This window comes from Streptomyces genisteinicus (assembly GCF_014489615.1).
In the GTDB taxonomy this organism is placed as follows: Bacteria; Actinomycetota; Actinomycetes; order Streptomycetales; family Streptomycetaceae; genus Streptomyces; species Streptomyces genisteinicus.
Genome location: NZ_CP060825.1, coordinates 176,444 through 200,623, shown reverse-complemented (window position 1 = coordinate 200,623; position 24,180 = coordinate 176,444). Strand labels below are relative to the sequence as shown.

At 74.3% G+C, this 24,180-nt stretch carries 18 protein-coding genes and 1 pseudogene; 9 read left to right on the top strand and 10 right to left on the bottom strand.

Annotation, left to right across the window (positions count from 1 at the left end; genetic code table 11):
- Nucleotides 1-160: 160 nt before the first annotated feature.
- Nucleotides 161-595 (top strand): nitroreductase family deazaflavin-dependent oxidoreductase, encoded by a 435-nt coding sequence (locus tag IAG43_RS00905; protein WP_187738828.1) that lies wholly within the window; start codon nucleotides 161-163, stop codon nucleotides 593-595.
- Between the two features lie 169 nt (nucleotides 596-764).
- Here IAG43_RS00905 and IAG43_RS00900 read toward each other — a convergent pair whose 3' ends face one another.
- The 5 genes and pseudogenes from IAG43_RS00900 to IAG43_RS00880 all read right to left on the bottom strand — a co-directional run bounded on the left by IAG43_RS00900 (nucleotide 765) and on the right by IAG43_RS00880 (nucleotide 4,911).
- The gene (locus IAG43_RS00900; RefSeq protein ID WP_187738827.1) at nucleotides 765-1,607 is read right to left on the bottom strand and encodes an aminotransferase class IV family protein; all 843 of its coding nucleotides are present in this window, start codon (nucleotides 1,605-1,607) and stop codon (nucleotides 765-767) included.
- A gap of 161 nt (nucleotides 1,608-1,768) precedes the next feature.
- Complete coding sequence (locus tag IAG43_RS00895; RefSeq protein ID WP_187738826.1) at nucleotides 1,769-2,236, bottom strand: potassium channel family protein; 468 nt, start codon at nucleotides 2,234-2,236, stop codon at nucleotides 1,769-1,771.
- Nucleotides 2,237-2,466: 230 nt separating this feature from the next.
- On the bottom strand, nucleotides 2,467-3,186 hold the full coding sequence (locus IAG43_RS00890; RefSeq protein WP_187738825.1) for a DUF2470 domain-containing protein: 720 nt from the start codon (nucleotides 3,184-3,186) through the stop codon (nucleotides 2,467-2,469).
- 121 nt (nucleotides 3,187-3,307) lie between these two features.
- Nucleotides 3,308-3,487 (bottom strand): DUF6480 family protein, encoded by a 180-nt coding sequence (locus IAG43_RS00885; RefSeq protein ID WP_187738824.1) that lies wholly within the window; start codon nucleotides 3,485-3,487, stop codon nucleotides 3,308-3,310.
- Nucleotides 3,488-3,580: 93 nt separating this feature from the next.
- Nucleotides 3,581-4,911: pseudogene (locus IAG43_RS00880) on the bottom strand (spore photoproduct lyase family protein).
- 68 nt (nucleotides 4,912-4,979) lie between these two features.
- On the opposite strand from IAG43_RS00880, the gene IAG43_RS00875 reads away from it, so the two are divergent.
- Nucleotides 4,980-7,151 carry an ATP-binding SpoIIE family protein phosphatase gene (locus IAG43_RS00875; RefSeq protein ID WP_187738823.1) on the top strand — a complete coding sequence of 724 codons (2,172 nt, stop codon included), beginning with the start codon at nucleotides 4,980-4,982 and terminating at the stop codon, nucleotides 7,149-7,151.
- A gap of 24 nt (nucleotides 7,152-7,175) precedes the next feature.
- Here the strand turns inward: IAG43_RS00875 and IAG43_RS00870 are convergent, their stop codons facing one another.
- Complete coding sequence (locus tag IAG43_RS00870) at nucleotides 7,176-7,373, bottom strand: DUF4236 domain-containing protein (protein WP_187738822.1); 198 nt, start codon at nucleotides 7,371-7,373, stop codon at nucleotides 7,176-7,178.
- Between the two features lie 422 nt (nucleotides 7,374-7,795).
- On the opposite strand from IAG43_RS00870, the gene IAG43_RS00865 reads away from it, so the two are divergent.
- From IAG43_RS00865 to IAG43_RS00850, 4 genes are all read left to right on the top strand, one after another.
- Nucleotides 7,796-9,529 carry an ABC transporter ATP-binding protein gene (locus IAG43_RS00865; RefSeq protein ID WP_187738821.1) on the top strand — a complete coding sequence of 578 codons (1,734 nt, stop codon included), beginning with the start codon at nucleotides 7,796-7,798 and terminating at the stop codon, nucleotides 9,527-9,529.
- Nucleotides 9,526-11,367 (top strand): ABC transporter ATP-binding protein, encoded by a 1,842-nt coding sequence (locus IAG43_RS00860; RefSeq protein WP_187738820.1) that lies wholly within the window; start codon nucleotides 9,526-9,528, stop codon nucleotides 11,365-11,367. Before IAG43_RS00865 ends, IAG43_RS00860 begins: the two co-directional genes overlap by 4 nt.
- 369 nt (nucleotides 11,368-11,736) lie before the next feature.
- Nucleotides 11,737-12,753, top strand: coding sequence for a hypothetical protein (locus IAG43_RS00855; protein ID WP_187738819.1), 1,017 nt, complete (start codon nucleotides 11,737-11,739; stop codon nucleotides 12,751-12,753).
- Between the two features lie 217 nt (nucleotides 12,754-12,970).
- Nucleotides 12,971-14,233 (top strand): DUF4032 domain-containing protein, encoded by a 1,263-nt coding sequence (locus IAG43_RS00850; protein WP_187738818.1) that lies wholly within the window; start codon nucleotides 12,971-12,973, stop codon nucleotides 14,231-14,233.
- Between the two features lie 56 nt (nucleotides 14,234-14,289).
- On the opposite strand, the gene IAG43_RS00845 is transcribed toward IAG43_RS00850, so the two are convergent.
- The 4 genes from IAG43_RS00845 to rhaI all read right to left on the bottom strand — a co-directional run bounded on the left by IAG43_RS00845 (nucleotide 14,290) and on the right by rhaI (nucleotide 20,262).
- Nucleotides 14,290-15,024: a hypothetical protein gene (locus IAG43_RS00845; protein WP_187738817.1), complete on the bottom strand. Its 735-nt coding sequence runs from the start codon at nucleotides 15,022-15,024 to the stop codon at nucleotides 14,290-14,292.
- A gap of 233 nt (nucleotides 15,025-15,257) precedes the next feature.
- Complete coding sequence (locus IAG43_RS00840; RefSeq protein WP_187738816.1) at nucleotides 15,258-16,739, bottom strand: rhamnulokinase; 1,482 nt, start codon at nucleotides 16,737-16,739, stop codon at nucleotides 15,258-15,260.
- A 221-nt stretch (nucleotides 16,740-16,960) separates the two neighbouring features.
- On the bottom strand, nucleotides 16,961-19,006 hold the full coding sequence (locus IAG43_RS00835; protein ID WP_187738815.1) for a bifunctional aldolase/short-chain dehydrogenase: 2,046 nt from the start codon (nucleotides 19,004-19,006) through the stop codon (nucleotides 16,961-16,963).
- Nucleotides 19,007-19,101: 95 nt separating this feature from the next.
- On the bottom strand, nucleotides 19,102-20,262 hold the full coding sequence (gene rhaI, locus IAG43_RS00830) for an L-rhamnose isomerase (protein WP_187738814.1): 1,161 nt from the start codon (nucleotides 20,260-20,262) through the stop codon (nucleotides 19,102-19,104).
- A 277-nt stretch (nucleotides 20,263-20,539) separates the two neighbouring features.
- Here rhaI and IAG43_RS00825 point away from each other — a divergent pair, with 277 nt between their 5' ends.
- Genes IAG43_RS00825 through IAG43_RS00815 form a run of 3 tightly spaced genes read left to right on the top strand, consistent with a single transcriptional unit; the run spans nucleotide 20,540 to nucleotide 24,142 of the window.
- Entirely contained in the window at nucleotides 20,540-22,057 is a 1,518-nt protein-coding gene (locus IAG43_RS00825; RefSeq protein ID WP_187738813.1) for a sugar ABC transporter ATP-binding protein, read from the top strand.
- Nucleotides 22,054-23,133 carry an ABC transporter permease gene (locus IAG43_RS00820; RefSeq protein ID WP_187738812.1) on the top strand — a complete coding sequence of 360 codons (1,080 nt, stop codon included), beginning with the start codon at nucleotides 22,054-22,056 and terminating at the stop codon, nucleotides 23,131-23,133. Before IAG43_RS00825 ends, IAG43_RS00820 begins: the two co-directional genes overlap by 4 nt.
- On the top strand, nucleotides 23,126-24,142 hold the full coding sequence (locus IAG43_RS00815) for an ABC transporter permease (RefSeq protein WP_187738811.1): 1,017 nt from the start codon (nucleotides 23,126-23,128) through the stop codon (nucleotides 24,140-24,142). Before IAG43_RS00820 ends, IAG43_RS00815 begins: the two co-directional genes overlap by 8 nt.
- Nucleotides 24,143-24,180 lie beyond the last annotated feature (38 nt).

Below are 24,180 nucleotides of genomic sequence, written 5' to 3'. Positions count from 1 at the left end.
CCTTTCACGCGCGGTCCCGGGCCGGCACGCGGCGGGGCGGCGCCGGGCGGACGCGCGGGGACCGGGTCCGGGGTCCCGGCCGCGTCCCGTGATCGGATAGCGTCGTGAGTCGCGCCGGTGCGCCGGGCACCGGTGCCCGCGACGAGAGGAAGCGAACGTCATGCCGCTCGAAGGCGAGTACCAGCCCAGCCCCTCCGACTGGGTGCGCGAACAGGTCGAACTGTACGAGTCGTCCGGGGGTACCGAGGGGACGACGATGCGGGGCATGCCCGTCGTCCTCGTGACCACCATCGGCGCCCGCAGCGGCCTGGTCCGCAAGACGCCCCTGATGCGGGTGGAGCACGACGGCGCCTACGCGCTGGTCGCCTCGAACGGCGGTGCCGTGAAGCACCCCGTCTGGTACCACAATCTCGTCGCCCACCCGGACATCGAACTGCGCGACGGCACCGAGGCCTGGGACATGCGCGTCCGGCTGATCAGCGGCCGGGAACGCGCCGACTGGTGGGAGCGCGCCGTCGCGGCCTTCCCCGACTACGCGGACTACCAGGTGAAGACCGACCGCGAGATCCCCGTCTTCCTGGCCGAACGCGTCTGAGACCCGCCCGCCCGGACGGCCGGCACCCGGACGCATCCGGGCGCCGGCCCGCGGACCCGGCGTCACCGCGGACCCGGCGTCACCGCCGCTTCATCGTGCCGCGCCGCTGTCACGGCTCTCCCGTGCCGCCGTCACCGCCGCGCCGCCGTCACGTCGGCCCCGCCCGCCGTCACCGCCGGCCCGCCGACTCGGCAGCCGTCCGCCCTGCGCCGGCGGGATGCGTGGGCGTCTCGGCCCCGTACGCCCGGTGGAGCAGGTCCACGAACGCCGGCGCCGCCGGCAGCTCCACCGGGCCGACGCGGTGCACCGGCACACCCGGTGTCCAGGAGTTCATCACCACGGCCCCGGCGAGCGACGGCAGGTCGTCCACGGTGACCTCCTCCGTGCGCTGGGGCACGCCGAGGCGGTCGAGCTGGCGGCGGACGATGCCCATCGTGGTCCCGCCGAGCATCTCGGCCCGGGGCCACACGACACCGTCGCCGTCCCAGAAGGCCAGGTTCCAGATGGTGGCCTCGCTGAGCCGGCCGCGCCGGTCGGTGAAGGCGGCGTCGTCGAAGCCCCCGGCCACCGCCTGCCGGAGGAAGTACGTCTTGGCGACCTCGCCGACGTGCTTGAGGTGGGGCAGGACGCGTTCGTGCGCGACGACGGCGAGGGCGAGCGGCCCGGCGGGGCCGTCCGCGGGCGGCCCCGTGCGGACCAGCATCTCCGGCTCCGCGGTCCCGGGGCCGGTGAACTCGCCGTCGGGCGAGTACACCGTGGCGGTCAGCGAGGCGTCGTCCGGCGAGGCGTCGATCGCGGCCGCCAGCCAGGACCGGACCGCCGCGTCGTCGGGCGCCCGCCCGAAGAGCTCCGCCGACGCGGCCCGCAGCCGCTCCAGGTGGAGGTCGAGCCCGCGCACCAGCCCCCCGCGCACCTGCATCGCCGTGAAGTGGGCGTATCCCGCGAAGGCGAGTGGCGCCAGGTCGCCGGTGCCGGCGTCCCGGCCGTTGCGGTGGACGACGTATCCGGTCATGACTCGCTCCCTCGGCAGACGGGTGGGGCGCGCACGGCGTGCGGCCACGGACGGGAGGCTAGGGCTTCACACCGGTGTGAAGGTCAAGCGCGGGCCGTCGGCACCGCCCGCGGGGTGCGAGCGGGTCGACGGAGACCTGCCCGGCCCGTCCGCCGCCCCGCTCACCCGGTCCGTCCGTCGCCGCCGCCGCGTTCCCCGGCCAGCATCCGCTCGATGCGGTCGAAACGTTCGTGCAGGGCCCGGGTCTCCTCGCGCAGCCGGTGGGCGTGACCGCGCCGGCGCTCCTCCCGCCCGACGAACCAGGTCGCCAGCGCGGCCGTCACCATGCCGTACGTCGTGATGCCGACGACCATGACCAGCGCGCCGATCACCCGGCCCCACGGGGTGACCGGGTAGAAGTCGCCGTACCCGACGGTGGTCGCCGTCTCGATCGACCACCACAGGGCCTTCGGATACGACGTCAGGTTCGCCCCGCGCGCCCCCTCCTCGGCGGCGACGACGGCCCACGACCCGGCCAGCATCACCAGCAGCAGCACGAGGCTCGCCGCTCCCGCCGCCTTCAGATGCAACGACCGCCCCTCCCGACCGAGCAGCACGGCGACCGCCCTGGTGAGGAATCCGGGAACCATGCTGACTCCTTCCGCCCGCACCCAGTCTCCCCGCGACCGGCCGCCCGCCCCCGGGGGCGCGCCGTCCCGGCCGGGGCTCACCCGCCCGAGCGCTCCGCGAGGCTCCTGGCCAGCGAGAGGAGTCCGTCACGACGCAGCACCCGTGCGCCGACCGCCGCGCCGATCACCGCCCCGTCACTGCGCTCGCTGCGTCGCATCGGCGCACGCTACCCGGCCCTGCCGCCGGGCCGTCACGGGCGGTGGCGCGTGCGGCGGGAGGCGGGGCGGCGCAGCAGGCGGTCCAGGCGGCGGCCGACGTCGTCGGCGTCACGGACCGGGCCGGGGAAGGCGATGCGGGTGTCGGTGTGGCCGGCGGCGTACTCGAAGCGGAGGACGATGCCGAAGCGGTCGAGCGCGAGCGGCCGCACCCTGAGGGCGCCGTGCGTGAGCGCGGGGTCGGCGAGGAGGGTGAGCCGTTCGACGATGTCCTGGTGGTCGTCGGCGAGGTGCAGCAGCATCGTGGCCTCCTGCTCGGCCAGCACGTCCGGTTCGGCGCGGGCCAGCTCGCCGGGGTCGACGTGCTCCACGCGGCCGTGCCGTTCGATGGCCGCGCGGGCCAGGTCGAGGCCGAGGACCAGCGTCCGCGTCGTGTGCCGGGCGTCGCACGGGGCGAGACGCCCCGCGAGGGTGACCTTGGCGCGGACCCGCTCGCGGACGTCGGCCGGGGCTAGGTCGGTGAACTCGAGCAGGGCGCCGAGGTCGCCGCGGGGCGCGTGGGTGACCTGGGCCGCGAGCGGGCTGTCGGCCGGGGCGTGGAGCAGCAGCCGGCCCCGGCGTTCGACGCTGTGCATGGAGATCAGGTCGTAGCGGCCCTCGCCGGCGGTCAGACTCAGCGACGGGGCGGCCGCGAGGACGGAGCGGATGCGCTCGGCGTTGCCGGGCTCGTCGACGCGGGACTTCGCCGGGATCATCGTCTCTCCTAAATTAGGTAAGGCTAACCTAACAAGGATTTCGGCGTCCGGATGCCCCCTTGCCCGGATCCGGCCCGGATCCGGCCGCCGTGACGGGCCTCGCTGCGGCGCCCCGGGCGGGCTACAGCGAGACGAGCCGGAAGATGAAGAAGAGCGCGATGACGACGGCGCCGGCCGCGATCAGCCAGACCCAGATGCCCGGGTGCTCCCACGGACCTCCGTCCGCGCGCTCCTCGTGGGCCTCGGCGATGGAACCCTCCGCCGGCGGTGTCTCCTCGGGTGGTACCAGTGGATCGGTCATGACTCCAGGCTCCCGGAGGCCGCGCCACGGCGCACCCGCTGCGCCCCGCGGTGCCCTTGCCGCGCCGTCCGCGCCCCGTCGTGCGGCCGCGGTTCAGAACGCGTAGCGGATCGGCAGCCACGGGGCGCGGCGCTCCACGAGGCGGCGCACCGTGTCCACCGCCTCCGCCTTGAGGCCACCCCGGTAGCGCACGTTCCAGCCGCCGTTCTCCGAGCGCTTGGGCTGCTGGATCCCGGGACGCCACAGCACGGACTCGGCGCGCGGGTGCCATGCCAGGTTCACCTCGTGCAGCTCGCGGTTGTGCGTCAGCATGATCACCTCGGCCGCCGCCTGCTCCTTCACCGCCCGCGGCAGGACGTCGTCCATCCTGCGCAGGAGGTCGGACCAGGCCTCCTCCCAGCCCGGCCTGATGACCACGGGCGAGAAGTTGAAGTGCACCTCGTAGTCGGCCTCGACGAAGTCCCCGGCCGCGGCGATCCGTTCCTCGACGGGGCTGGTGCGGATGTCCAGCACCGGGCGTCCTCAGGGGGCATCACGGAGAAGCGGATCCGGGTGCGCCCGCGCGGAGCGAGCCGCAGCAGATCGGGATTGACGAACTTGGTCGCGAAGGACGCCTTGGCCGTCGGCCAGCGGCTGAAGGCGTGGACCAGATCGGCGGTGTTCTCGCTGATGAGGGCGTCGACCGAGCAGTCGCCGTTCTCGCCGATGTCGTACACCCACGCCGCCGGGTCGCACTGGTTCGGATCGCGTTTCGGGCCCTGCGCCGCCACGTGCCGCTCCAGGCGGCCGACGATGCGCTCGATGTTGGTGAAGACGGTGACCGGGTTCGCCCAGCCCTTGCGGCGCGGCACGTAGCAGTAGGCGCAGGCCATCGCGCACCCGTTGGCCGCGCCGGGGGCGATCCAGTCGGCGGAGCGGCCGTTGGGCCGGACCGTGAGCGTCTTCTTCTCGCCCAGGACCAGGACCGTCTTCTTGATCCGCACCCAGTTCGCGGCGCTGCCGGGACTGCCGTGGAGGCCCGGGATCCGCCAGTGCGAGTCGACCGGGATCACCTCGGCGTCCGGGAACCTCGCCAGGATCTCCCGGCCCCGCGGGGAGGCGGCCGCCGCGGGTTCGGCGTGGATCTCCCGGACCTCCAGCATCCGCCGGGCCTCTTCCGAGGTGCGGAAGGACGGCCCGGGAGGCGGGGGAACCGGCGGGCCCGGGCGGATCTCCTCCAGGCCGAAGAGCGCGTCGGGGTCCCCGGGCCCGGACGGCGTTCCGAAGGTGCTCACACCGGAACCGTACACAGCGGGCGCCCCGCGCCCCGCCCGCGGCGCCCCTTCCCGCGGCGCTCGGGCCGGCGCCGACCGCACCGCGGGAAACGGCTGGTCGGCGGGGTGGAGGCGCCCCGCCGACGTGCCCCGCACCCGGGGAGGGCGCATCCTGGCGGTGGGGAGCCCCCACGGGCCACGAGACGACCGGCTGCCGCCTGACCAGGGAGCGATACGACGTGACACCTGCTCCTCACGGCGACAGTGCCGCCCGGGACGGGGGATGGGACCAGAACTCCGCCCTCGCCCGCGCGGTCCTCTCCCAGGAGCGGATCGCGGTCATGGAACTCGACATGGACCTGCGCCCGGTCCGGGCGAACGAGGCCTGTGCCGCGATGCGCCCGGACGGCGCCGGCGAGGACTGGCTGCTGGAGATCCCCGGCACGGGCGCCCACGGGACGGTACGGGCCTTCATGGCCCGGGTCGCGGCGACCGGCGCGCCCGTGGTCGCCGCCGAGTACGCCCTGGGACCGGCCGGCGACGACCGCATGGTCTCGCTCACCTGCATTCGCGTGACCGACCCCCTCGGCGTGCCCGTCGGCGTCGCCGTCGCCGCCGTCGACGTCACCGACCGCCACCGGGCCCAGCGCCGGCTGTCGGCCGCCTACCGCGAGGGCTTCGAGATCGGCGGCTCGCTCGACGCCGTGCACAGCGCCCGTGACCTGGTCGCCGTCCTCGTGCCCTCCCTCGGCGAGCTCGCGTTCGTCGACTTCCCCGAGGACGTCATCCAGGGCCGCGACCCGCAGCCGGGCTACCGGGGCGCGGCGGCGTCCGCCGCCCGGCGGGTGGCCACCAAGGCGGCGGACGGCGCCTGGCCGGCGGGCCTGGTGCAGGTCGGCGAACCCGTGCCGGCGCCTCCCGAGCAACTGCTGCCCGCCGCGATGACCGTCGGGGGAGCGCTCCTCATCGACGCGGAACTCGGCCGCCGCATCGCCGGCGACGACCCGTACCTGCTGCGCCGGCTCATGCCCGAGGGCATGCACCACGCGCTGGGCTGTCCGCTCCACCACCACGGCCGGTTCTTCGGCTACGCGCAGGTCTACCGGGTCGACAACCCCGTTCCGTTCGACGACGGCGACGTCAAGCTGATGCAGGACCTGTGCCTGCGCACGGCCCTCGCGATCGACAACGCCTTCCGCTTCACCCGCGAGCACCGCACGGCCGTCGTCCTTCAGCAGAGCCTGCTGCCCCCTTCGGCCACCGAGACGGCGGCCGCCGAGACCGCCGGCGCCTACCTTCCCGCCGGCGGCAGCGTCAGCGTCGGCGGCGACTGGTTCGACGCCTTCCCGATGTCGTCCCTGCGGCTGGCCCTCGTCGTCGGCGACGTCATCGGCCACGGCCTGCAGGCGACCGCCACCATGGCGCGGCTGCGCACGGCGGTGCAGACCCTCGCCGACCTCGATCTGCCGCCCGACGAACTCCTCACCCGGCTCGACGACCTGGTCCAGCGGATGGTGGCCGAGTCGAAGGAGCCCGACACGGTCGGCGCGTCCTGCCTGTTCGCCGTCTACGACCCGGTGACCGGGGTGTGCCAGATGGCCAGTGCCGGACACCCCCCGCCGGTCATCGTCCGCCCCGACGGCAGCGCCGAGTACGCGGAGGTGGTCCCGGGGCCGACCCTGGGCGTCGGGGACAACCCCTTCGAGGTGTTCAGCACCGTACTCCCGGTCGGCAGCGTGCTCGCGTTCTACACCGACGGCCTGCTCCGCCGCGCGGCCCCCGGGGACGCCGGCGCCACGGGGTCGCGCACCGCGGACGCCGGCGCCACGGGGCCGCCCGCCGCGGCGGCTTCCCCCGTGTCCGGCGTGGCGGACTCGCAGGAGGCGCGCCTCCCGGGCGAACTGGCGGGGCTGGTGGCGGCCGGCCTCCCTCTCGACGGCATCGCCGCGGAGCTGACGGCCCGCAGGGCCGGACGGGAGCCGCCGGACGACGACGTCACCGTGCTGCTCGCGCGCACCCGCGTGGTGGCCGCCCGGTCCACGGCGACCTGGGAGTACGCCGCCGATCCCGCCGCCGTCCACGACGCCCGCACCGACGTCCTGCGCCAACTGGACGCCTGGGGGCTGGAGGAGGAGGCGTTCGCCACGGAGCTCATCGTCAGCGAACTCGTCACCAACGCGATCAGGCACGCGGGCGGCCCCGTCGTCCTGCGGCTGATCCGGGACCGGGTGCTGGTGTGCGAGGTCGCCGATCCGAGCAACACCCAGCCGCGACTGCGCAGGGCGCTGAGCACGGACGAGGGCGGCCGGGGCCTGTTCCTGATCGCCCAGCTCTCCACCCGGTGGGGGTGCCGCTACGGCGCCCGCGGAAAGACGATCTGGACGGAACAGGCCCTCGGCCCCGGCCGGTGAGACGGCCCCGCGGCCGCCCGGGGGTCAGCGGCCCCGGCCGGTCGTGGTCTTGCGGTAGCCGAAGGGGCCCGGGAGGTCCATCGACGTGGTCCGCCGGCCGGTGGTCGAGTAGGTCTGCCGGGGGCCCTTGCCCTGACCGAAGGTGAGGGAGAGGGACTTGCGGTTCACGTTGAGGCGGACGCCGGGGAATATCCGGAAACTCTTGCGGAAGGTCACGGGCACGGTGGGCTCCTTTCACCGAGGATGCGTCTCCCCTCGTCTGCCCCCGGCTTCCCCTGTCACGCCGCCTGCCCGCCGGCGGTGCCGGGGCCCTCGGTCGCGCCCGTCCCGCCCGTCCCGTCCGGCTGCCCGGCTGCCCGACCGTCCGTCAGTTCGCGGGCCCGCGCGGAGCTCCGCTTGACCTCAACCAAAGTTGAGGTACCACGATCCTCCGCATGGACCTCACCCGTGCCACCCCGCCCCCGCCCCCCGCCGCCGCCCGCCCCGGTGGGACGGCCCCCGCCCGGCTCCGTCCCGGACCGCCCGGCGCCGCTCCTGCCGCCGCCCGCCCCGGTGGGACGGCCCCCGCCCGGCTCCGTCCCGGACCGCCCGGCGCCGCTCCTGCCGCCGCCCGCCTCCCGCGCACGGCCTGAGGGGGCGGACCCGTGCTCCTCCGCCTCGTGACCGGCCGGCTGCGCCCCTACCGCCGGACCCTGCTGCTCCTCGTGCTCCTCCAACTCGCCCAGACCGCCGCCTCACTGACGCTGCCCCGGCTCAACGCCGACGTCATCGACAACGGGGTCCTCCGCGGGGACACCGCCCATGTGCTCAGCGGCGGCGCGCTCATGGCCGGCGTCACCCTCGTCCAGGCGACCGCCGCGGCCGTGGCCGTCCGGCTCGGCGCCCGGATCGCGATGGGCATCGCCCGCGACGTGCGCGCCGACGTCTTCCGCCGTGTCCAGGCCTTCTCCGCGCGGGAGATCAGCCGCTTCGGCACCGCCTCGCTGATCACCCGCGCCACCAACGACGTGCAGCAGGTGCAGACCTTCGCCGTGCTCATCCTGACCATGCTCGTCGCCGCGCCCCTGCTCTGCGTGGGCGGTGTCGTGATGGCGCTCGGCCAGGACGTCCCGCTCGCCCTGATCCTCCTGCTGTTCGTCCCGGTGATGGCAGGCGCCGTCGGCACCGTCGTGCTGCGGATGCGGCCCCTCTTCCGCGGTATGCAGGAGCGGGTGGACCGGGTCAACCGCGTGGTGCGCGAGCAGATCACCGGCGTCCGCGTCGTCCGCGCCTTCGTCCGCGACCGCCACGAGCGGACGCGGTTCGCCGCCGCCAACGACGAACTGAGGGACGTCGGCCTGCGGGCCGGCCGTCTGCAGTCGGTGATGTTCCCGATCGTGCTGGTCGTCTGGGAACTCGCCACCGTCGGCGTGCTCTGGGCCGGCGCCCACCGCATCGACGACGGCGCCCTGCGGGCCGGTGCGCTCGTCGCGTTCCTCGGCTACCTGCTCCAGATCATGATGTCGGTGATGATGGCCCTGTTCCTGCTGATGCACATGCCCCGCGCCGAGGTCTGCGCCGAACGCATCCAGGAAGTCCTCGGCACCCGCCCCTCCGTCGCACCGCCCGCCGCCCCCGTACACGCGCTGCGCGGCCCCGGCCTGCTGGAGGTGCGCGGCGCGGGCTTCCACTACCCGGGCGCCGAGGAGCCCGTGCTCCGCTCCGTCGACCTCACCGCACGACCCGGCCGGACCACCGCGGTCATCGGCTCCACGGGCAGCGGCAAGAGCACCCTTCTCGCCCTCGTCCCGCGCCTCCTCGACGCGACCGAGGGCTCTGTACGGGTCGGCGGCGTCGACGTCCGTGCCATGGACCCCGCCCTCCTCGCCCGCACCGTCGGCATCGTCCCGCAGCGGCCGTACCTCTTCTCCGGGACCGTCGCCGACAACCTCCGCTACGGCCGGCCCGGGGCGAGCGACGAGGAGCTGTGGCACGCGCTCGGGGTCGCGCGGGCCGACGGCTTCGTGCGCGCGCTCGACGGAGGCCTGGACGCGCCGGTCGCCCAGGGCGGCACCAACCTCTCCGGCGGGCAGCGCCAGCGCCTCGCCATCGCCCGGGTCCTCGTCGCCCGCCCGCAGGTGTACCTCTTCGACGACTCCTTCTCCGCCCTCGACAACCGCACCGAGGCACAGCTGCGGCACGCGCTCGCCGAGGAGACCGCCGACGCGGCCGTCGTGATCGTCGCCCAGCGGGTCGCCACCGTCCGCGGCGCCGACCGGATCGTCGTCCTCGACCGGGGCACGGCCGTCGGCAGCGGCACCCACGAGGAACTCATGCGGGACAACGCCGTCTACCGGGAGATCGTCCTCTCCCAGCTCACCGAGGAGGAAGCCGCATGACCCCCCGCACCGTGCCCGAACGCCGCGGCCCGGCGCCCCAGCAGCGCGGGCCCGGCCTCGCCGCCCCGGCCGTCGAACGGTCCCTCGACTTCCGTGCCTCCGGTCTGCGTCTGCTGCGTACCCTCGCACCCGAACGGGCCAGGCTCGCGGCGGTGTTCGCCGCCGCTGCGGGCGCGGTCTCGCTCGCCGTCGTCACCCCCGCCATCCTGGGCCGGGCCACCGACGCCGTGCTCGCCGGAGCGGCGGGCGACGGCGTCGACTTCCCCGCCCTGGCCCGCGCGCTGCTCACGGTGCTCGCGCTCGCCGCCGGCTCCGCGGCGCTCAACTGGTGCCAGCAGCGCCTCGCGACGACCGTGGTCCAGCGCACCGGGCACCGGCTGCGCGAACGCGCGCAGCACAAGCTGGCCCGGCTGCCCCTCGGATACCTCGACGCCCAGCCCCGGGGCGAGATCCTCAGCCGCACGACGAACGACATCGACAACGTCACCCAGACCCTCCAGCAGGCGCTCAGCCAGATGATCAGGGCTCTGCTGACCCTGGTGGGCGTCCTCGTGATGATGGTCTGGATCTCGCCGCTGCTCGCCCTGGTCGCCCTCGCCACCGTCCCGCTGTCGGTGGTCACGGCGGCGCGGATCGGCCGGCGGGCCCAGCCGCAGTTCGTCCGCCAGTGGGCGGTCACGGGACGGCTGAACAGCCACGTCGAGGAGATGATCACCGGCCACGCCGAGGTCGTCGCCTTCGGGCGGCGCGACGCGGCCGTGGCCCGCTTCGACGAACTGGGCGAGGAACTGTACGCGGCGGGCTTCCGCGCCCAGGCCGTGTCCGGCACCATCCAGCCGGCCCTCACCTTCGTCGGCAACCTCAACTACGTCCTGATCGCCGTGGTGGGCGGCCTCCGGGTCGCCTCGGGCACGCTGTCCGTCGGCGACGTCCAGGCCTTCGTCCAGTACTCCTACGAGTTCAACGGACCGGTCACCCAGGTCGCGGCGATGGCCAGCATCCTCCAGTCCGGCGTCGCCTCCGCCGAACGGGTCTTCGACCTCCTCGACGCCCCCGAGGAGTCCCCCGACCCCGCGCGACCGCTGCGCCCCGGGCCGCCCCGGGGGCGGGTCGCCTTCGAACACGTCGCCTTCCGCTACGAGCCCGGCACCCCGCTCGTCGAGGACCTGTCGCTGACGGCGGAGCCCGGGCAGACGGTCGCGATCGTCGGCCCCACCGGTGCGGGCAAGACGACGCTGGTGAACCTGCTGATGCGGTTCCACGAGGTGACCGGCGGCCGGATCACCCTCGACGGCGTCGACACGGCGGGGATGACCCGCGAGGACGTCCGGGCGGGCATCGGCATGGTCCTCCAGGACACCTGGCTCTTCGGCGGCACCATCGCCGACAACATCGCCTACGGGGTGCCCGGCGACGTCTCCCGGGAACGGATCGTCGAGGCGGCCGTGACCACCCACGCGGACCGCTTCATCCGCACCCTGCCGGACGGCTACGACACGGTGCTGGACGAGGACGGCGCGGGCCTGAGCGCGGGAGAGCGGCAACTGATCACGATCGCCCGCGCCTTCCTCGCCGAACCGGCGGTCCTGGTCCTGGACGAGGCCACCAGCTCGGTCGACACCCGCACCGAACTCCTCGTCCAGCAGGCCATGTCGTCCCTTCGGGCGGGCCGCACCAGCTTCGTCATCGCCCACCGGCTCTCCACCGTCCGGGACGCCGACCTGATCGTGGTGATGGACGGCGGATCGATCGCCGAACAGGGCACCCACGAGGAGCTGCTCGCCGCCGGCGGGGTCTACGCGGGGCTGCACGCCGCCCAGTTCGCGCCCGCCGCCTGACCGCGCTCGACCGGACCGGTCCGGCCCGGCGCCGCACCGGGACCGGACGAGACGGAGCCCCCGGGGACCTGGTGGGTCCCCGGGGGCTCCGCCCAGCCACTCCGGAGTGGGAGCGCTTGGAGTTAACCCCGTCATCATGCGCGGGCTGCGGTCCCGGGAACGGGGACGCTCCCGGGACCGCTCACGGAATCCCCCGGACGGCGGACGCCGCCGGGTCTCTCCACGGCGCGGGCGGCCGGGGGATCAGCGGGGGCGGACGCGGGCAGGGCACCCGCCGTGTCCCCACCCGGCCCACGCCGCCGCCCCGCCGGGCCGGGCAGGGCCGCGGGATAGGGTGCCGGGGCACACCGAACGGGGAGCGGGCATCACATGACGGTCATACGCAGGCTGGCGCTGTACGCGGCTCTGCCGCTGGTCCTGGTCGCCGTGGCGGGATACGGCTGGTACCAGTTCAGCGACACGGGCAAGCGCTGGCGCTACGAGGACGCGCTCGCCGGCTACTGCCAGGGCCTGATCCCGGCCGAGGAGTCCGCCGTCCTCACCGGCTACGACACCGATGCGGGGCTGCCCCTCGACTACCGCGACGGCGGGCCCGGCGGCTACGAGTTCTGCAAGGTCGGCCGGCATACCCTCGTCATCGCGGAGATCCCCGCCGACGCCCGCGACGACGACGGCCGGCCGGGTGTCTTCGACCGGCTGCGCCCCTCGCCCACCGGCACCCTGCCACTGCCGCTGGGCGGCGGCTGGCACGGCTACACCAACCGCGTCAGCGCCGCGGTGGTGCTCACGTGCGCGGGCCGGGAGTCCTCCGTCGTCGTCGGTTCGCAGACCGGAGGCGACACCGTGGCCGGCAGCGCCGTCGCGCGGCTCCTCACCGCCACCGCGGAACGCGCGGCCGACCGCTGGGACTGCGACGCGCAGACGGGCGGCGCCACCCCGGACGACTACCCCGAACCGCAGGAGAAGTCCCGCTTCGAGGCCGAGGGCACCTGCGCGGGCCTCCCGCTGCGCGACCGGGACGACATCGACTGGATCAGGGAGACGACCGCCGCGCCGGGCACGGCCCCGCTGGAGAGCTGTGTCCTCGGCGCGGCCCGCGACGCGGAGAGCCGGCCCGAACTCTTCGGCCTCACCGCCTCCTTCGGCCCCTTCGCCCAGGCCGTCGCCCCCCTCGGCGACGGCGCGGACCCGGAGGCCGGCCGCTTGGGCGACCTCCTCTGGGGGACCGCCGCCTGCCCCGGCGACGGCGCCCGCGCACGCTTCACCCTCGACCCCGCGTCCCCGGCCGGCGAGGGCGACGACGCCTTCGCCCGCGCCGCGCTCGCCGCGTTCGCCGAACGCGCGGCGAAGCAGCACGGCTGCACCGGCCTGCGCCTCCCGGACTGAGGCGGGCGGGGGCCGCCCGGAGCCGGGGCGCCGGCATGGGATGCTTGCGTCCCACCCGCGGCGCCCGCCGCCGGGGCCGTCCGGAACCGTCCGCCGGCCCCGCGCCCGCGCGCCGCCGGGCCGGCACGCGACGATGCGTGCACCCCGCGCCGCGGACGCCCCGCCGGCCGGGACACCCGCAGCCGCAGTCGCCGCCCCTGCCACCAGCGAGGAACCGATGGCCCTCCAGTTCACCGCCACCAACCCCGAACACCCCGCCCTGCTCCTCGAACTCCCCTGGCACGCACCGCTGGAGGAGTGGCCCGAGCAGCACCTGGTGGACCTGCCGCGCGGCATCTCCCGCCACGTGGTCCGCTACGCGGCGGCCGGCACGGAGATCGTGGCCGTCAAGGAGCTCGCCGAACGCCCCGCGGTGCGGGAGTACGAGCTCCTGCGCGACCTCCACCGGCTCGGCATACCCGCGGTCGACCCGCTCGCGGTCGTGACCGGCCGCACCGGACCGGGCGGCGAGCCCCTGGAACCCGTGCTCATCACCCGTCACCTCGGCGGCTCCCTGCCCTACCGCTCCATGTTCGAGACCACCATGCGGCCCGCCACGGTCCACCGGCTGATGGACGCCCTCGCCGTGCTGCTGGTCCGGCTGCACCTGGTCGGCTTCGCCTGGGGCGACTGCTCGCTCTCCAACACCCTCTTCCGCCGGGACGCCGGGGCCTACGCCGCCTATCTCGTCGACGCCGAGACCGGTGAGACCCACGCCCGGCTCAGCACCGGCCAGCGCGAGTACGACATCGACCTGGCGCGGGTCAACATCAGCGGCGAGATGCTCGACCTCGAAGCGGCCGGCGCGCTCCACCCGTCCGTGGACCCCATCGCCTTCGGCACCGAGATCTGCCGCCGATACCACGAGCTGTGGACGGAGCTGACCCGCACCTCGGTCTACCCGGCAGGCAAGTACCACTACATCGAGCGCAGGGTGCGGCGCCTCAACGACCTGGGCTTCGACGTGGCCGAGATGCAGATCGCCACCTCGCCCGAGGGCGACACGGTCACCTTCGTCCCCAAGGTCGTCGACGCCGGCCACCACCAGCGCCAGCTGCTGCGGCTCACCGGGCTCGACACGGAGGAGAACCAGGCCCGCCGGCTCCTGGCCGACCTGGAGAGCTGGATGGCCACCCAGGACGACTACGCCCCCGGCGACCCGCTCGGCGCCCGCCCGGAGGTCCTGGGGCACCGCTGGGTCCGCGAGGTCTTCCGCCCCACCGTCCGGGCGGTGCCCCCGCGCTGCCGGGGCCCCCTCGACCCGGCCGAGCTCTACCACCAGCTGCTGGAGCACCGTTGGTCCCTCTGCGAGCGGACCCACCAGGACATCGGACTCGAGGCGGCCGTCGACGACTTCGTCGCCGCCGTCCTGGCGAAGGAGTCGGACGGGCGGTTCGCCGAGGAGGGCGGCGGCGACGAGGAGACCGGCGGCGGGGCGTAGCCGCCGGGCGCCGCGGCCGGCCCCGCACCCCCGGCCGCACCCCCGGGGTGCCCCCTTTACACGCCCGCCTCGGCCCATCCCCTCCTGAGCCCCTCCAGCCACGCGGGCGGCAGTTCCCCGGCGTCCCACTCGGACTCCAGGCAGGCCGGTGCGGCGGTGAGGCGTTCCAGGACGGCGATGCTGGTGGGGGAGTGGAGCAGGGAGTAGCGGCCGTGGATGGCGGTCGGACTGCCCGGCCCGTAGCGGGCGTACAGCCGCTCCAGGCGGGGGCGGTGCTCCTCGGTGAACTCCGTGAGCCGGCCCGCGTATCCCGCCCGCTGCCGGGCGCCCATGGTGGCGAGCACGGCGACGAGCACCTGCTCGGAGACCTCGGGATCGAGATCGGAGACCTCGGTGAACGAGAGGTAGAGCGGCCCGATCGCCACCCGCGCCCGTTCGACCTCCGTCGTGCGCACCGGAGGACGGGCGTCCCCGGCGGAGGGCGACGCGTCGGCGGCGACCGCCAGGCGCAGGGCGCGCGCGGCGGTGTCCCCGAGCCCGCCGGCGACGGCACCGGCCCCGTCGAGCCAGCCGCTCGTGTAGAGGTCGCCCCCGCCCTCCGGCGCCTCCCGGGCGAGGGCGCCGATCTCCTCGTGCGCCAGCGCGACGGCGCCCGCCTCGACGAGACGGACCAGTTCCTCCGCGTCACCGGGGAACAGACCGGCCCGGCCGAGGTATCCGAGGAGCGTATGCCTCGCGTTGAGGATGCTGACCGTGTCCAGCTGCTGTCGTCCGTCGTCGCCGGCGTCCACTGACGTTCTCCTCCTCGCGCGTGCCCTGTGCTGCACGTACCCACCGCGTCCCGCGGAGCCACCCGTCCCGGTCCGGGACGGCGCGCGGGGCGCGGAGTGCGTACGTGCCGTCGATCATGGCCCGTCGGAGCGCGGATCCGGTAGTGGCCGGGCGCGTCGGCGGCACGGCGGCCGCCGCAGGGGCGGTCGCGCGGGGCCGCCCGGAGGCTGCCGGGACGCCGGCGCCTGCCCGCTCACCGCGCGCGTCCGATCCGGGCGGCGGCGTCGTCCCAGGCGGCGGCGCCGGGGCGGGCCGTGTAGTGGTCCAGCCGCTGTGTGGACCGCAGCAGAGCCCGCAGGCCGGCGAGCGAGCCGTCCAGCGCACCGGCCGCCCGCGCCTGCACCAGGACGTTGCCCAGGGCCGCGGCCTCGGCGGGACCGGCGACGACGGGCAGCCCGCACGCGTCGGCGGTCAGCTGGCACAGCAGCGCGTTGCGCGCCCCGCCGCCCACGATGTGCACGGTCGTCACCTCCTTGCCGGAGAGGTCCCGGGCCTGCGCCACGGCCTCGCGGTGGGCGAGCGCCAGGGAGTCGAGCACGCAGCGGGTGAACTCGGCGGCGGTGCGCGGGGCGGGCTGCCCGGTGGCGAGGCACGCGTCGGCGATGCGCCGGGGCATGTCGCCCGGTGGGATGAACGCGGGGTCGCCCGCGTCGACGACGCTCCGCAGCGGCGGCAGCTCCGCGGCCGCCGCGAGCAGCGGACCGAGGTCCTTGGGATCGCCCCGGTCGGCCCATGTGCGCATGCATTCCTGGAGGAGCCACAGGCCCATCACGTTGCGCAGGTGGCGGACGGTGCCGTCGACGCCGAGTTCGTTGGTGAAGTTGGCCCGCCGGGAGGCCTCGGTGAGGACGGGCGCGTCGAGTTCCCGGCCGACCAGGGACCAGGTGCCGGTGGCGATGTAGGCGAAGTCGTCCCCGGCCGCCGGCACGCCGACGACGGCGGAGGCGGTGTCGTGCGAGCCGACGGCCGTCACCGGGACGGGGCCGGTCAGACCGGTCTCCGCCAGCACCTCGGGCAGCAGCTCGCCGGCCGGGTCGCCGGGGCCGCGCAGGGCGGGGAAGAGCGAGAGGTCGATTCCGGTGCGGCGGGCCACCTCCGGAGACCAGTCGCGGGTGCGGGGGTCGACGAGCTGGGTGGTGGACGCGTTGGTGATCTCGGTCCCCTGGACGCCGGTGAGCCAGTACGAGACGAGGTCGGGGATCATCAGCAGCCGCTCGGCGGCGGCGAGTTGCGGGGTGCCCCGGGCGGCGGTCAGCTGGAAGACGGTGTTGAACGGGAGGTGCTGGAGGCCGGTCTCGGCGTACAGGCGGTCCGCCGGGAGCACGGCGTGCACCGCCTCGGCGGCGCCCTCGGTCCGCGCGTCCCGGTAGTGCACGGGGTTGCCCAGCAGCGACCCGGTGGCGTCCAGCAGACCGTAGTCGACCGCCCAGCCGTCCACCCCGATCCCGTCGAGGCGCCCGCCGGCCGTCCGTCCCGCCGCGCGCAACCCGTCGAGCACACCCCGGTACAGGGCGAGAACGTCCCAGTGGAGCGTTCCGCCCACCGTCACGGGCCGGTTGGGGAAGCGGTGCACCTCGGTGAGGTCCAGGGTGCCGGGCCCGACCCTGCCGAGCATCACCCGTCCGCTGGAGGCGCCCAGGTCGACGGCGGCGAAGGTACGGGGGGTGGTGGGCATCGGTCCTCGCAGGGTGAGGGCAGGCAGGGGGATCGGGGGCCGCGTCGCGGCGGGGGAGAGGTGCCCCGATCCCCGGTGTGTCCCCGGCGCCCGCGGGGCAGCGGACGCCCGGGCAAGGGGGAGGGCTGCCCCGCGTGCGGGACCGGGCGGCCCCGGACAGGCGGCGGTCGGTGTCCCGGTCGCCTCCCGCCGCCTGTCCGCGCGGCAGGCGTCTGTGGGTGTCAGCGCAGGAAGGCGGCGGCGACGCCGGCGTCGACGGGGATGTGGAGTCCGGTGGTGTGGGTGAGGTCGCCGCCGGTGAGGGCGAAGACGGCGTTCGCGACGTGTTCGGGCAGGACTTCGCGCTTGAGGAGGGTGCGCTGGGCGTAGAACTCGCCGAGCTCGTCCTCCTCGATGCCGTAGGTGGCGGCGCGTTGGGCGCCCCAGCCGGCGGCGAAGATGCCGGAGCCGCGGACGACGCCGTCGGGGTTGACGCCGTTGACGCGGATGCCGTGTGCGCCGAGTTCGGCGGCGAGGAGGCGGACCTGGTGGGCCTGGTCGGCCTTGGTGGCGGAGTAGGCGATGTTGTTCGGGCCGGCGAAGACGGCGTTCTTGGAGGCGATGTAGACGATGTCGCCGCCGAGCTGCTGCGCGGCCATCAGCCGGGCGGCCTCGCGGGAGACGAGGAACGAGCCGCGGGCCATGATGTCGTGCTGGAGGTCCCAGTCACGGGCGGTGGTCTCCAGCAGCGGCTTGGAGATCGAGATCCCGGCGTTGTTGACGACCAGGTCCACGCCGCCGAAGGCGAGTACGGCGGCGTCGAACGCGGCGGTGATCTGCTCCTCGGAGGTGACGTCGACCGTCACCGGCACGGCGGTGTCGGGGCCGCCCAGCTCGGCGGCGACGGCGGCGGCGTTCTCGGCGTTCAGGTCGGCGACGACGACGCAGGCGCCCTCGGCCGCGAGCCGGTGGGCGATCGCCTTCCCGATGCCGGAGCCGGCGCCGGTGACGAGCGCGATCCGGGTGGCGAGCGGCTTGGGCTTCGGCATCCGCTGGAGCTTGGCCTCCTCCAGCGCCCAGTACTCGATGCGGAACTTCTCCGACTCCTCGATCGGCGCATAGCTGGAGACGGCCTCGGCGCCGCGCATGACGTTGATCGCGTTGAGGTAGAACTCGCCCGCCACCCGGGCGGTCTGCTTGTCCTTGCCGAAGGAGAACATGCCCACCCCGGGCACGAGGACGATCGCCGGGTCGGCGCCGCGCATCGCGGGCGAGTCGGGTGCGGCGTGCCGCTGGTAGTAGGCGGCGTACTCCTGCCGGTAGGCGGTGTGCAGCTCGGCGAGCCGGGCGACGGCCTCGTCCAGCGGGGCGGTGGGGGCCAGGTCGAGGACGAGCGGGCGGACCTTGGTGCGCAGAAAGTGGTCGGGGCAGGAGGTGCCGAGCGCGGCGAGGCGGGGGTGCTCGGCGCGGGCGGTGAAGTCCAGCACCGCGTCCGAGTCGTCGAAGTGACCGACCTGCGGCCGGTCCTTGGAGGCGAGGGCGCGGATGTGCGGGGCGAGCGCTGCGGCGCGCTTGCGGCGCTCCGTCTCGGGCAGCGGCCGGTAGCCGTCCAGGAGTGGGCCGAACGGCTCGGGGCGGCCGCGCTCGGCGAGGAAGGATTCAGCGGTGCGGATGATGTGCAGCGAGTTGGCCTCGCACTCCTCGCTCGTGTCGCCCCAGGCGGTGATGCCGTGACCGCCCAGCACGCAGCCGATCGCCCGTGGGTGGGCCGCCTTCACCGCCGCGATGTCCAGCCCGAGCTGGAAACCGGGCCTGCGCCAGGGCACCCACACCACGGTGTCGCCGAAGCACTCGGCGGTCAGCTTCTCGCCGTCCGCCGCGCACGCGAGCGCGATACCGGAGTCGGGGTGGAGGTGGTCGACATGGGCCGCGTCGACCAGACCGTGCATCGCGGTGTCGATCGACGGCGCGGCGCCGCCCTTGCCGTGCAGGCAGTAGTCGAACGCGGCGACCATCTCGTCCTCGCGCTCCACACCCGGGTAGACGCCCTCCAGCGCCCGCAGCCGGTCCAGGCGCAGCGCCGCCAGCCCGCCCTCGGTCAGCGTGCCGAGGTCGCCGCCGGAGCCCTTCACCCACATCAGCTCCACCCCACCGCCGGTCACCGGGTCGGTGCCGGTGCCCTTCGCGGAGGTGTTGCCACCGGCGTAGTTGGTGTTCCGGGGATCGGCGCCGAGCCGATGCGACCGGGCGAGCAGCGAAGCGGCTTCGGGATGGAGGGCGGAGGTCATGACGGATCCTTCGAGGAGGTGGTGAGCGCGGGGTGTGCGGGGATGCGTCCGGGCGGCGGCGGCGGTCTGGGCGGGTGTGGGCTCCAGGGAGTGGGTCAGGCTCCCCAGCCGGCCTGCTGTCCGCCGACACGCGCACCGGCGATCTTCTCGGCCCAGCCGGAGCGGCGGTAGGAGGCCATCGGGTCCGGGTCGAGGCCGAGTTCGCCGCGGACCTCGGCGAGCAGCGGGCGGACGTCGGTGCTGTAGGCGTCCATCAGCACGCCGTTGGCCGCAAGCACATCACCGGCCGCCTGGGCAGCCGCGAGGGCATCGCGGTCGACGAGGAGCGCCTTGGCGGTCGCCTCCTGCACGTTCATCACCGAGCGGATGATCGCCGGGACCTTCGCCTCGATGTTGTGGCACTGGTCGAGCATGAACGCCACCTCGGGCGTGAACCCGCCGCCCCGCACCACCTCGTACATGATCCGGAACAGCTGGAACGGGTCCGCGGCGCCCGCCATCAGGTCGTCGTCCGCGTAGAAACGGGAGTTGAAGTCGAAGCCGCCGAGCTTGCCCTCCCGCAGCAGCGAGGCGACGATGAACTCGATGTTGGTACCCGGCGCGTGGTGCCCGGTGTCCACCACCACCTGCGCCTTCGGCCCCAGCTTCAGACAGTGCGCGTACGCGGTCCCCCAGTCCGGCACGTCGGTGCTGTAGAAGGCCGGCTCGAAGAACTTGTACTCCAGCAGCATCCGCTGGTCGTCCCCGAGCCGGGCGTACACCTCCGCCAGCGCCTCGGCCAGCCGGTCCTGCCGGGCCCGGATGTCGTCCTGGCCCGGGTAGTTGGTGCCGTCGGCGAACCACAGCTTCAGATCCCGCGACCCGGTCGCGTCCATCACGTCCACGCACTCCAGCAGGTGGTCCACCGCCTTGCGGCGCACCGACGCCTCCGGATGGCACACACTGCCCAGCTTGTAGTCGTCGTCCTGGAACGTGTTGGAGTTGATCGTCCCCAGGCGCACGCCGTGGTCCTCGGCGTGCCGGGCGAGGGCCGCGTAGTCATCGACCCTGTCCCAGGGGATGTGCAGGGCCACCGTCGGAGCGGCACCCGTGAACTCGTGCACCTTCGCCGCGTCCTCGATCTTCTCCTGCGGGGTCCGCGGGACTCCCTGCTGGGCGAACACCTTGAAACGCGTCCCGGAGTTCCCGTAGGCCCACGACGGCGTCTCGACGGCCTGGGTCTTGAGGGCGGCCTTCACCGCGGCGAGCTCGGTCACTTCGGGACTCCTGAAGTCATGCGTCGGCCACGGAGCGCGAACTCCTGCCAGGCGAGCTTGTGAAACGATTCATGTGGAAGCTAGGGGGCGCCGCCGGGGCTGTCAACCCCCGGGAAACGCGGGTGTCGCGTGACCGAAATGCAACCCTCCGGCGGCGCGGGATTGCTGCTCGGCCATTGACTCGGTGTATCGGCGCTGCATAACGTCCCGGCAATCCAATTGAAACCTTTCACGATGCCGTGACGGATTCCCCGGCCGGTGTCGTCGAGGAGTCCCCATGAGTCACCCGTCCCGTCCGGGACCCGCGCCGGTGCTGGCGCTGGAGGACGTCGCCAAGTCCTTCGGCGCCGTACGCGCCCTCAAAGGCGTGTCCCTGGAACTGTTCCCCGGCGAGGTGCACGCCCTCGCCGGCGAGAACGGCGCGGGCAAGTCGACGCTGATCAAGACGCTGGCCGGGGTGCACCGGCCGGACGCCGGCCAGGTGCTGCTCGACGGCGGGCCCGTCGTCTTCCACGGCCCCGGCGACGCCCGGGACGCCGGCATCGCCGTCATCTACCAGGAACCCACCCTCTTCCCCGACCTGTCGATCGCGGAGAACATCTTCATCGGCCGGCAGCCCCGGCGGGGACTCGGCCGCATCGACCACCGCGCCACCCGCGAGGCCACCGCCGCACTGATGGAGCGCCTCGGTGTCGCGCTCGACCCGGAGCGTCCGGCGCGCGGACTGTCCATCGCCGACCAGCAGATCGTCGAGATCGCCAAGGCGCTCTCGTTCGACGCCCGAGTCCTGATCATGGACGAACCGACCGCGGCGCTCACCGGCAGCGAGGTCGCCCGCCTCTTCGGTGTCGTCCGCGCCCTGCGGGAACAGGGCGCCGCCGTCCTCTTCATCTCCCACCGCCTGGAGGAGATCTTCGCGATCTGCCAGAAGGTGACCACCCTGCGCGACGGCGCCCGGATCGCCTCCGAGCCCCTGGCCGGCATGACCGAGGACGACCTGGTCCGCCGCATGGTCGGCCGCGACCTCGACGAGCTCTACCCCAAGCAGGACGTGGTGCCGGGCGAGGTCGCCCTGAGCGTGCGCCGCCTCACCCGGGAGGGCGTCTTCACCGACGTCTCGTTCGAGGTGCGCAGCGGGGAGATCGTCGGCCTCGCCGGGCTGGTCGGCGCCGGACGCACCGAGGTCGCCCGCGCCGTCTTCGGCATCGACCGCCGGGACGCGGGCGAGGTCGAGGTCAAGGGCCGCGCCCTGACCAACGGCGCCCCCTCCACGGCCATGGCGGCCGGACTCGCCCTCGTGCCGGAGGACCGGCGGGCCCAGGGCCTGGTGATGGACATGTCCATCGAGCGCAACATCGGCCTCACCGGGCTGCGCACCACGGTCAGGGCCGGGCTGGTGGACCGCGGCGCCGAGCGCAGCCGCTCGCTCGACTGGGCGGTCAGACTCCACGTCAAGTACGCCCGGATCGCCGACGCCGTCTCCACGCTCTCCGGCGGCAACCAGCAGAAGGTCGTCCTCGCCAAGTGGCTCGCCACCGGCCCCGAGGTGCTGATCGTCGACGAGCCCACCCGCGGCATCGACGTCGGCACCAAGGCCGAGGTGCACCGCCTGCTGTCGCAGCTCGCCGCCGACGGGGTCGCCGTCCTGATGATCTCCTCCGACCTGCCCGAGATCCTCGGCATGGCCGACCGCGTGCTGGTGATGCACGAGGGCCGCCTCACCGCCGAGATCCCACGGTCCGACGCCACCGAGGAGACCGTGATGGCCGCAGCCACCGGGAGGGCCGCCGCATGACGGTCTCCGCCCCCGCACGACCGCCCCTCGCCGAGGCGCCCAAGTCCGGCGGGACCCGGCTGGCCGACCGCGTCTTCACGATGCGTGAACTCGCCATCCTGCTCGTCTTCCTGGTGATGCTCGGCGTCACCCAGGCCGGCAACAGCGCGTTCCTCTCCGAGCAGGGCGTCAAGGACCTGCTGCTGAACGCCACCATCCTGGTGCTGGTCGCCGTCGGCCAGTCGCTGGTCGTCATCACCCGCAACGTCGACCTCTCGGTCGGCTCCACCCTCGGCATCAGCGCCTTCGCCGCCGGCACCTGGCTCCAGGGCGGCGGGCACCCCGTCGTCGCCGTGCTGCTCGCCGTGCTGATGGGCACCGGCTTCGGTCTCCTCAACGGGCTGCTCGTCAGCCTCGGCCAGGTGCCCGCCCTGGTGGTGACCCTCGGCACGCTCTACATCATCCGCGGCATCGACTCCATCTGGGTCGGCTCCCGCCAGATCACCGCGGCCGATCTCCCCGGCGGCTTCGTCGACTTCGGCTCCGGCGGCATCTCGGCCGTGCCCTGGCTCGCGATGATCGCGCTGGGCGTCCTGGTGGCCACCGCGTACTACATGAAGCACTTCGTGAGCGGCCGGGAGCTGTACGCCCTGGGCTCGAACCCGGAGGCCGCCCGGCTCGCCGGCATCCCCGTCCGCAAGCGCATCCTCGCCGCCTACACCTTCTGCGGCGCGCTCGCCGGACTCGCCGGCGTCCTGTACCTCGCCCGGTTCGGCAACGTCGACTCGGGCACCGGCAACGGCTACGAACTCACCGTCGTCAGCGCGGTCGTCGTCGGCGGCGTCGTCTTCACCGGCGGCTCCGGCAGCGTCTACGGCGCCGCCCTCGGCGCGCTCCTGCTGACCTCGATCAACAGCGTCCTGCCCGCCCTGGGTGTCAGCTCCGTATGGGTGCTCGCCATCAACGGCGTGCTGCTCCTGCTCGCCATCGCCGTCGACCGGATCGTCGCGCAGCGCGTCGCCACGGCCCTCAAGAAGAAGCCGGCACACGTCGAACTCCCGCGGCTCCCGCAGAAGGAGGACACCCGCCATGCCTGAGTCCCTGACCCGCGCCATCCGGTGGGACACGGTCGTCGGCGCCCTCCTGATCGTCCTGCTCCTGCTGTCCTTCGGCTTCGTCGACGGCTTCGGCAACGCGCTCAACCTGTCGTTCCTGATCGGCAACACCCTGCCGATCGCGCTCATCGCGCTGCCCATGACCCTGCTGGTGGTCTCCGGCGAGATCGACCTCTCCGTCGCCTCCACGGCCGGTCTGTCGGGCGCGGTGATGGGCGCGCTGTGGAACCAGGGCATGACCATCGAGGCGATCATCCCGATCTGCCTGCTGCTCGGCGTGGTGTGCGGCCTGGTCAACGGCCTCCTCGTCACCCGGCTCGGCCTGCCCTCGCTCGCCGTCACCATCGGCACCCTCGCCGCCTACCGGGGCATCGCGCAGATCGTCCTCGGTTCCGACGCGGTGACCGACTTCCCCTCGCAGTACCTGGACTTCGCCGCCGGCCGGGTCGGCGACACCTTCCTCCCGCAGGCCTTCCTGCCCTTCCTGGCGCTGCTCGCCATCGCCGTCGTCACCCTGCACGCCACCCCCTTCGGCCGCTCGCTCTTCGCCGTCGGCGCGAACGAGGAGGCCGCGCGGTTTGCCGGCATCAGGGTGCGGCGGCAGAAGCTGCTGCTGTTCACCGTGACCGGCATGACGGCCTCCCTCACCGGTGTGTTCTGGGCCCTGCACTACGCCAGCGCCCGCTACGACAACGCCACCGGCCTCGAACTGTCCGTCGTCGCCGCCGTGCTGCTCGGCGGCATCGACTTCGACGGCGGCAAGGGCACCCTCGGCGGCGCGATCGCGGGCGTCTTCCTGCTCGGCGCGCTCCAGAACGTGATGAGCCTGAAGGACGTCTCCGCCCAGTCCCAGATCGTCGTCACCGGCATCCTCCTCGTCCTGTCCGTCCTCGGGCCGCGCGTCGCGCGGCAGGTCTCGGCCGCCCGTGCCGGCCGCAGAGCCGCGTCCGGGAAACCACCGGCCCCGGCCCGGGCGCCCACGTCCACCTGACGGCGCCGCGCACCACCCCACCGGGCACCCCACGCCCG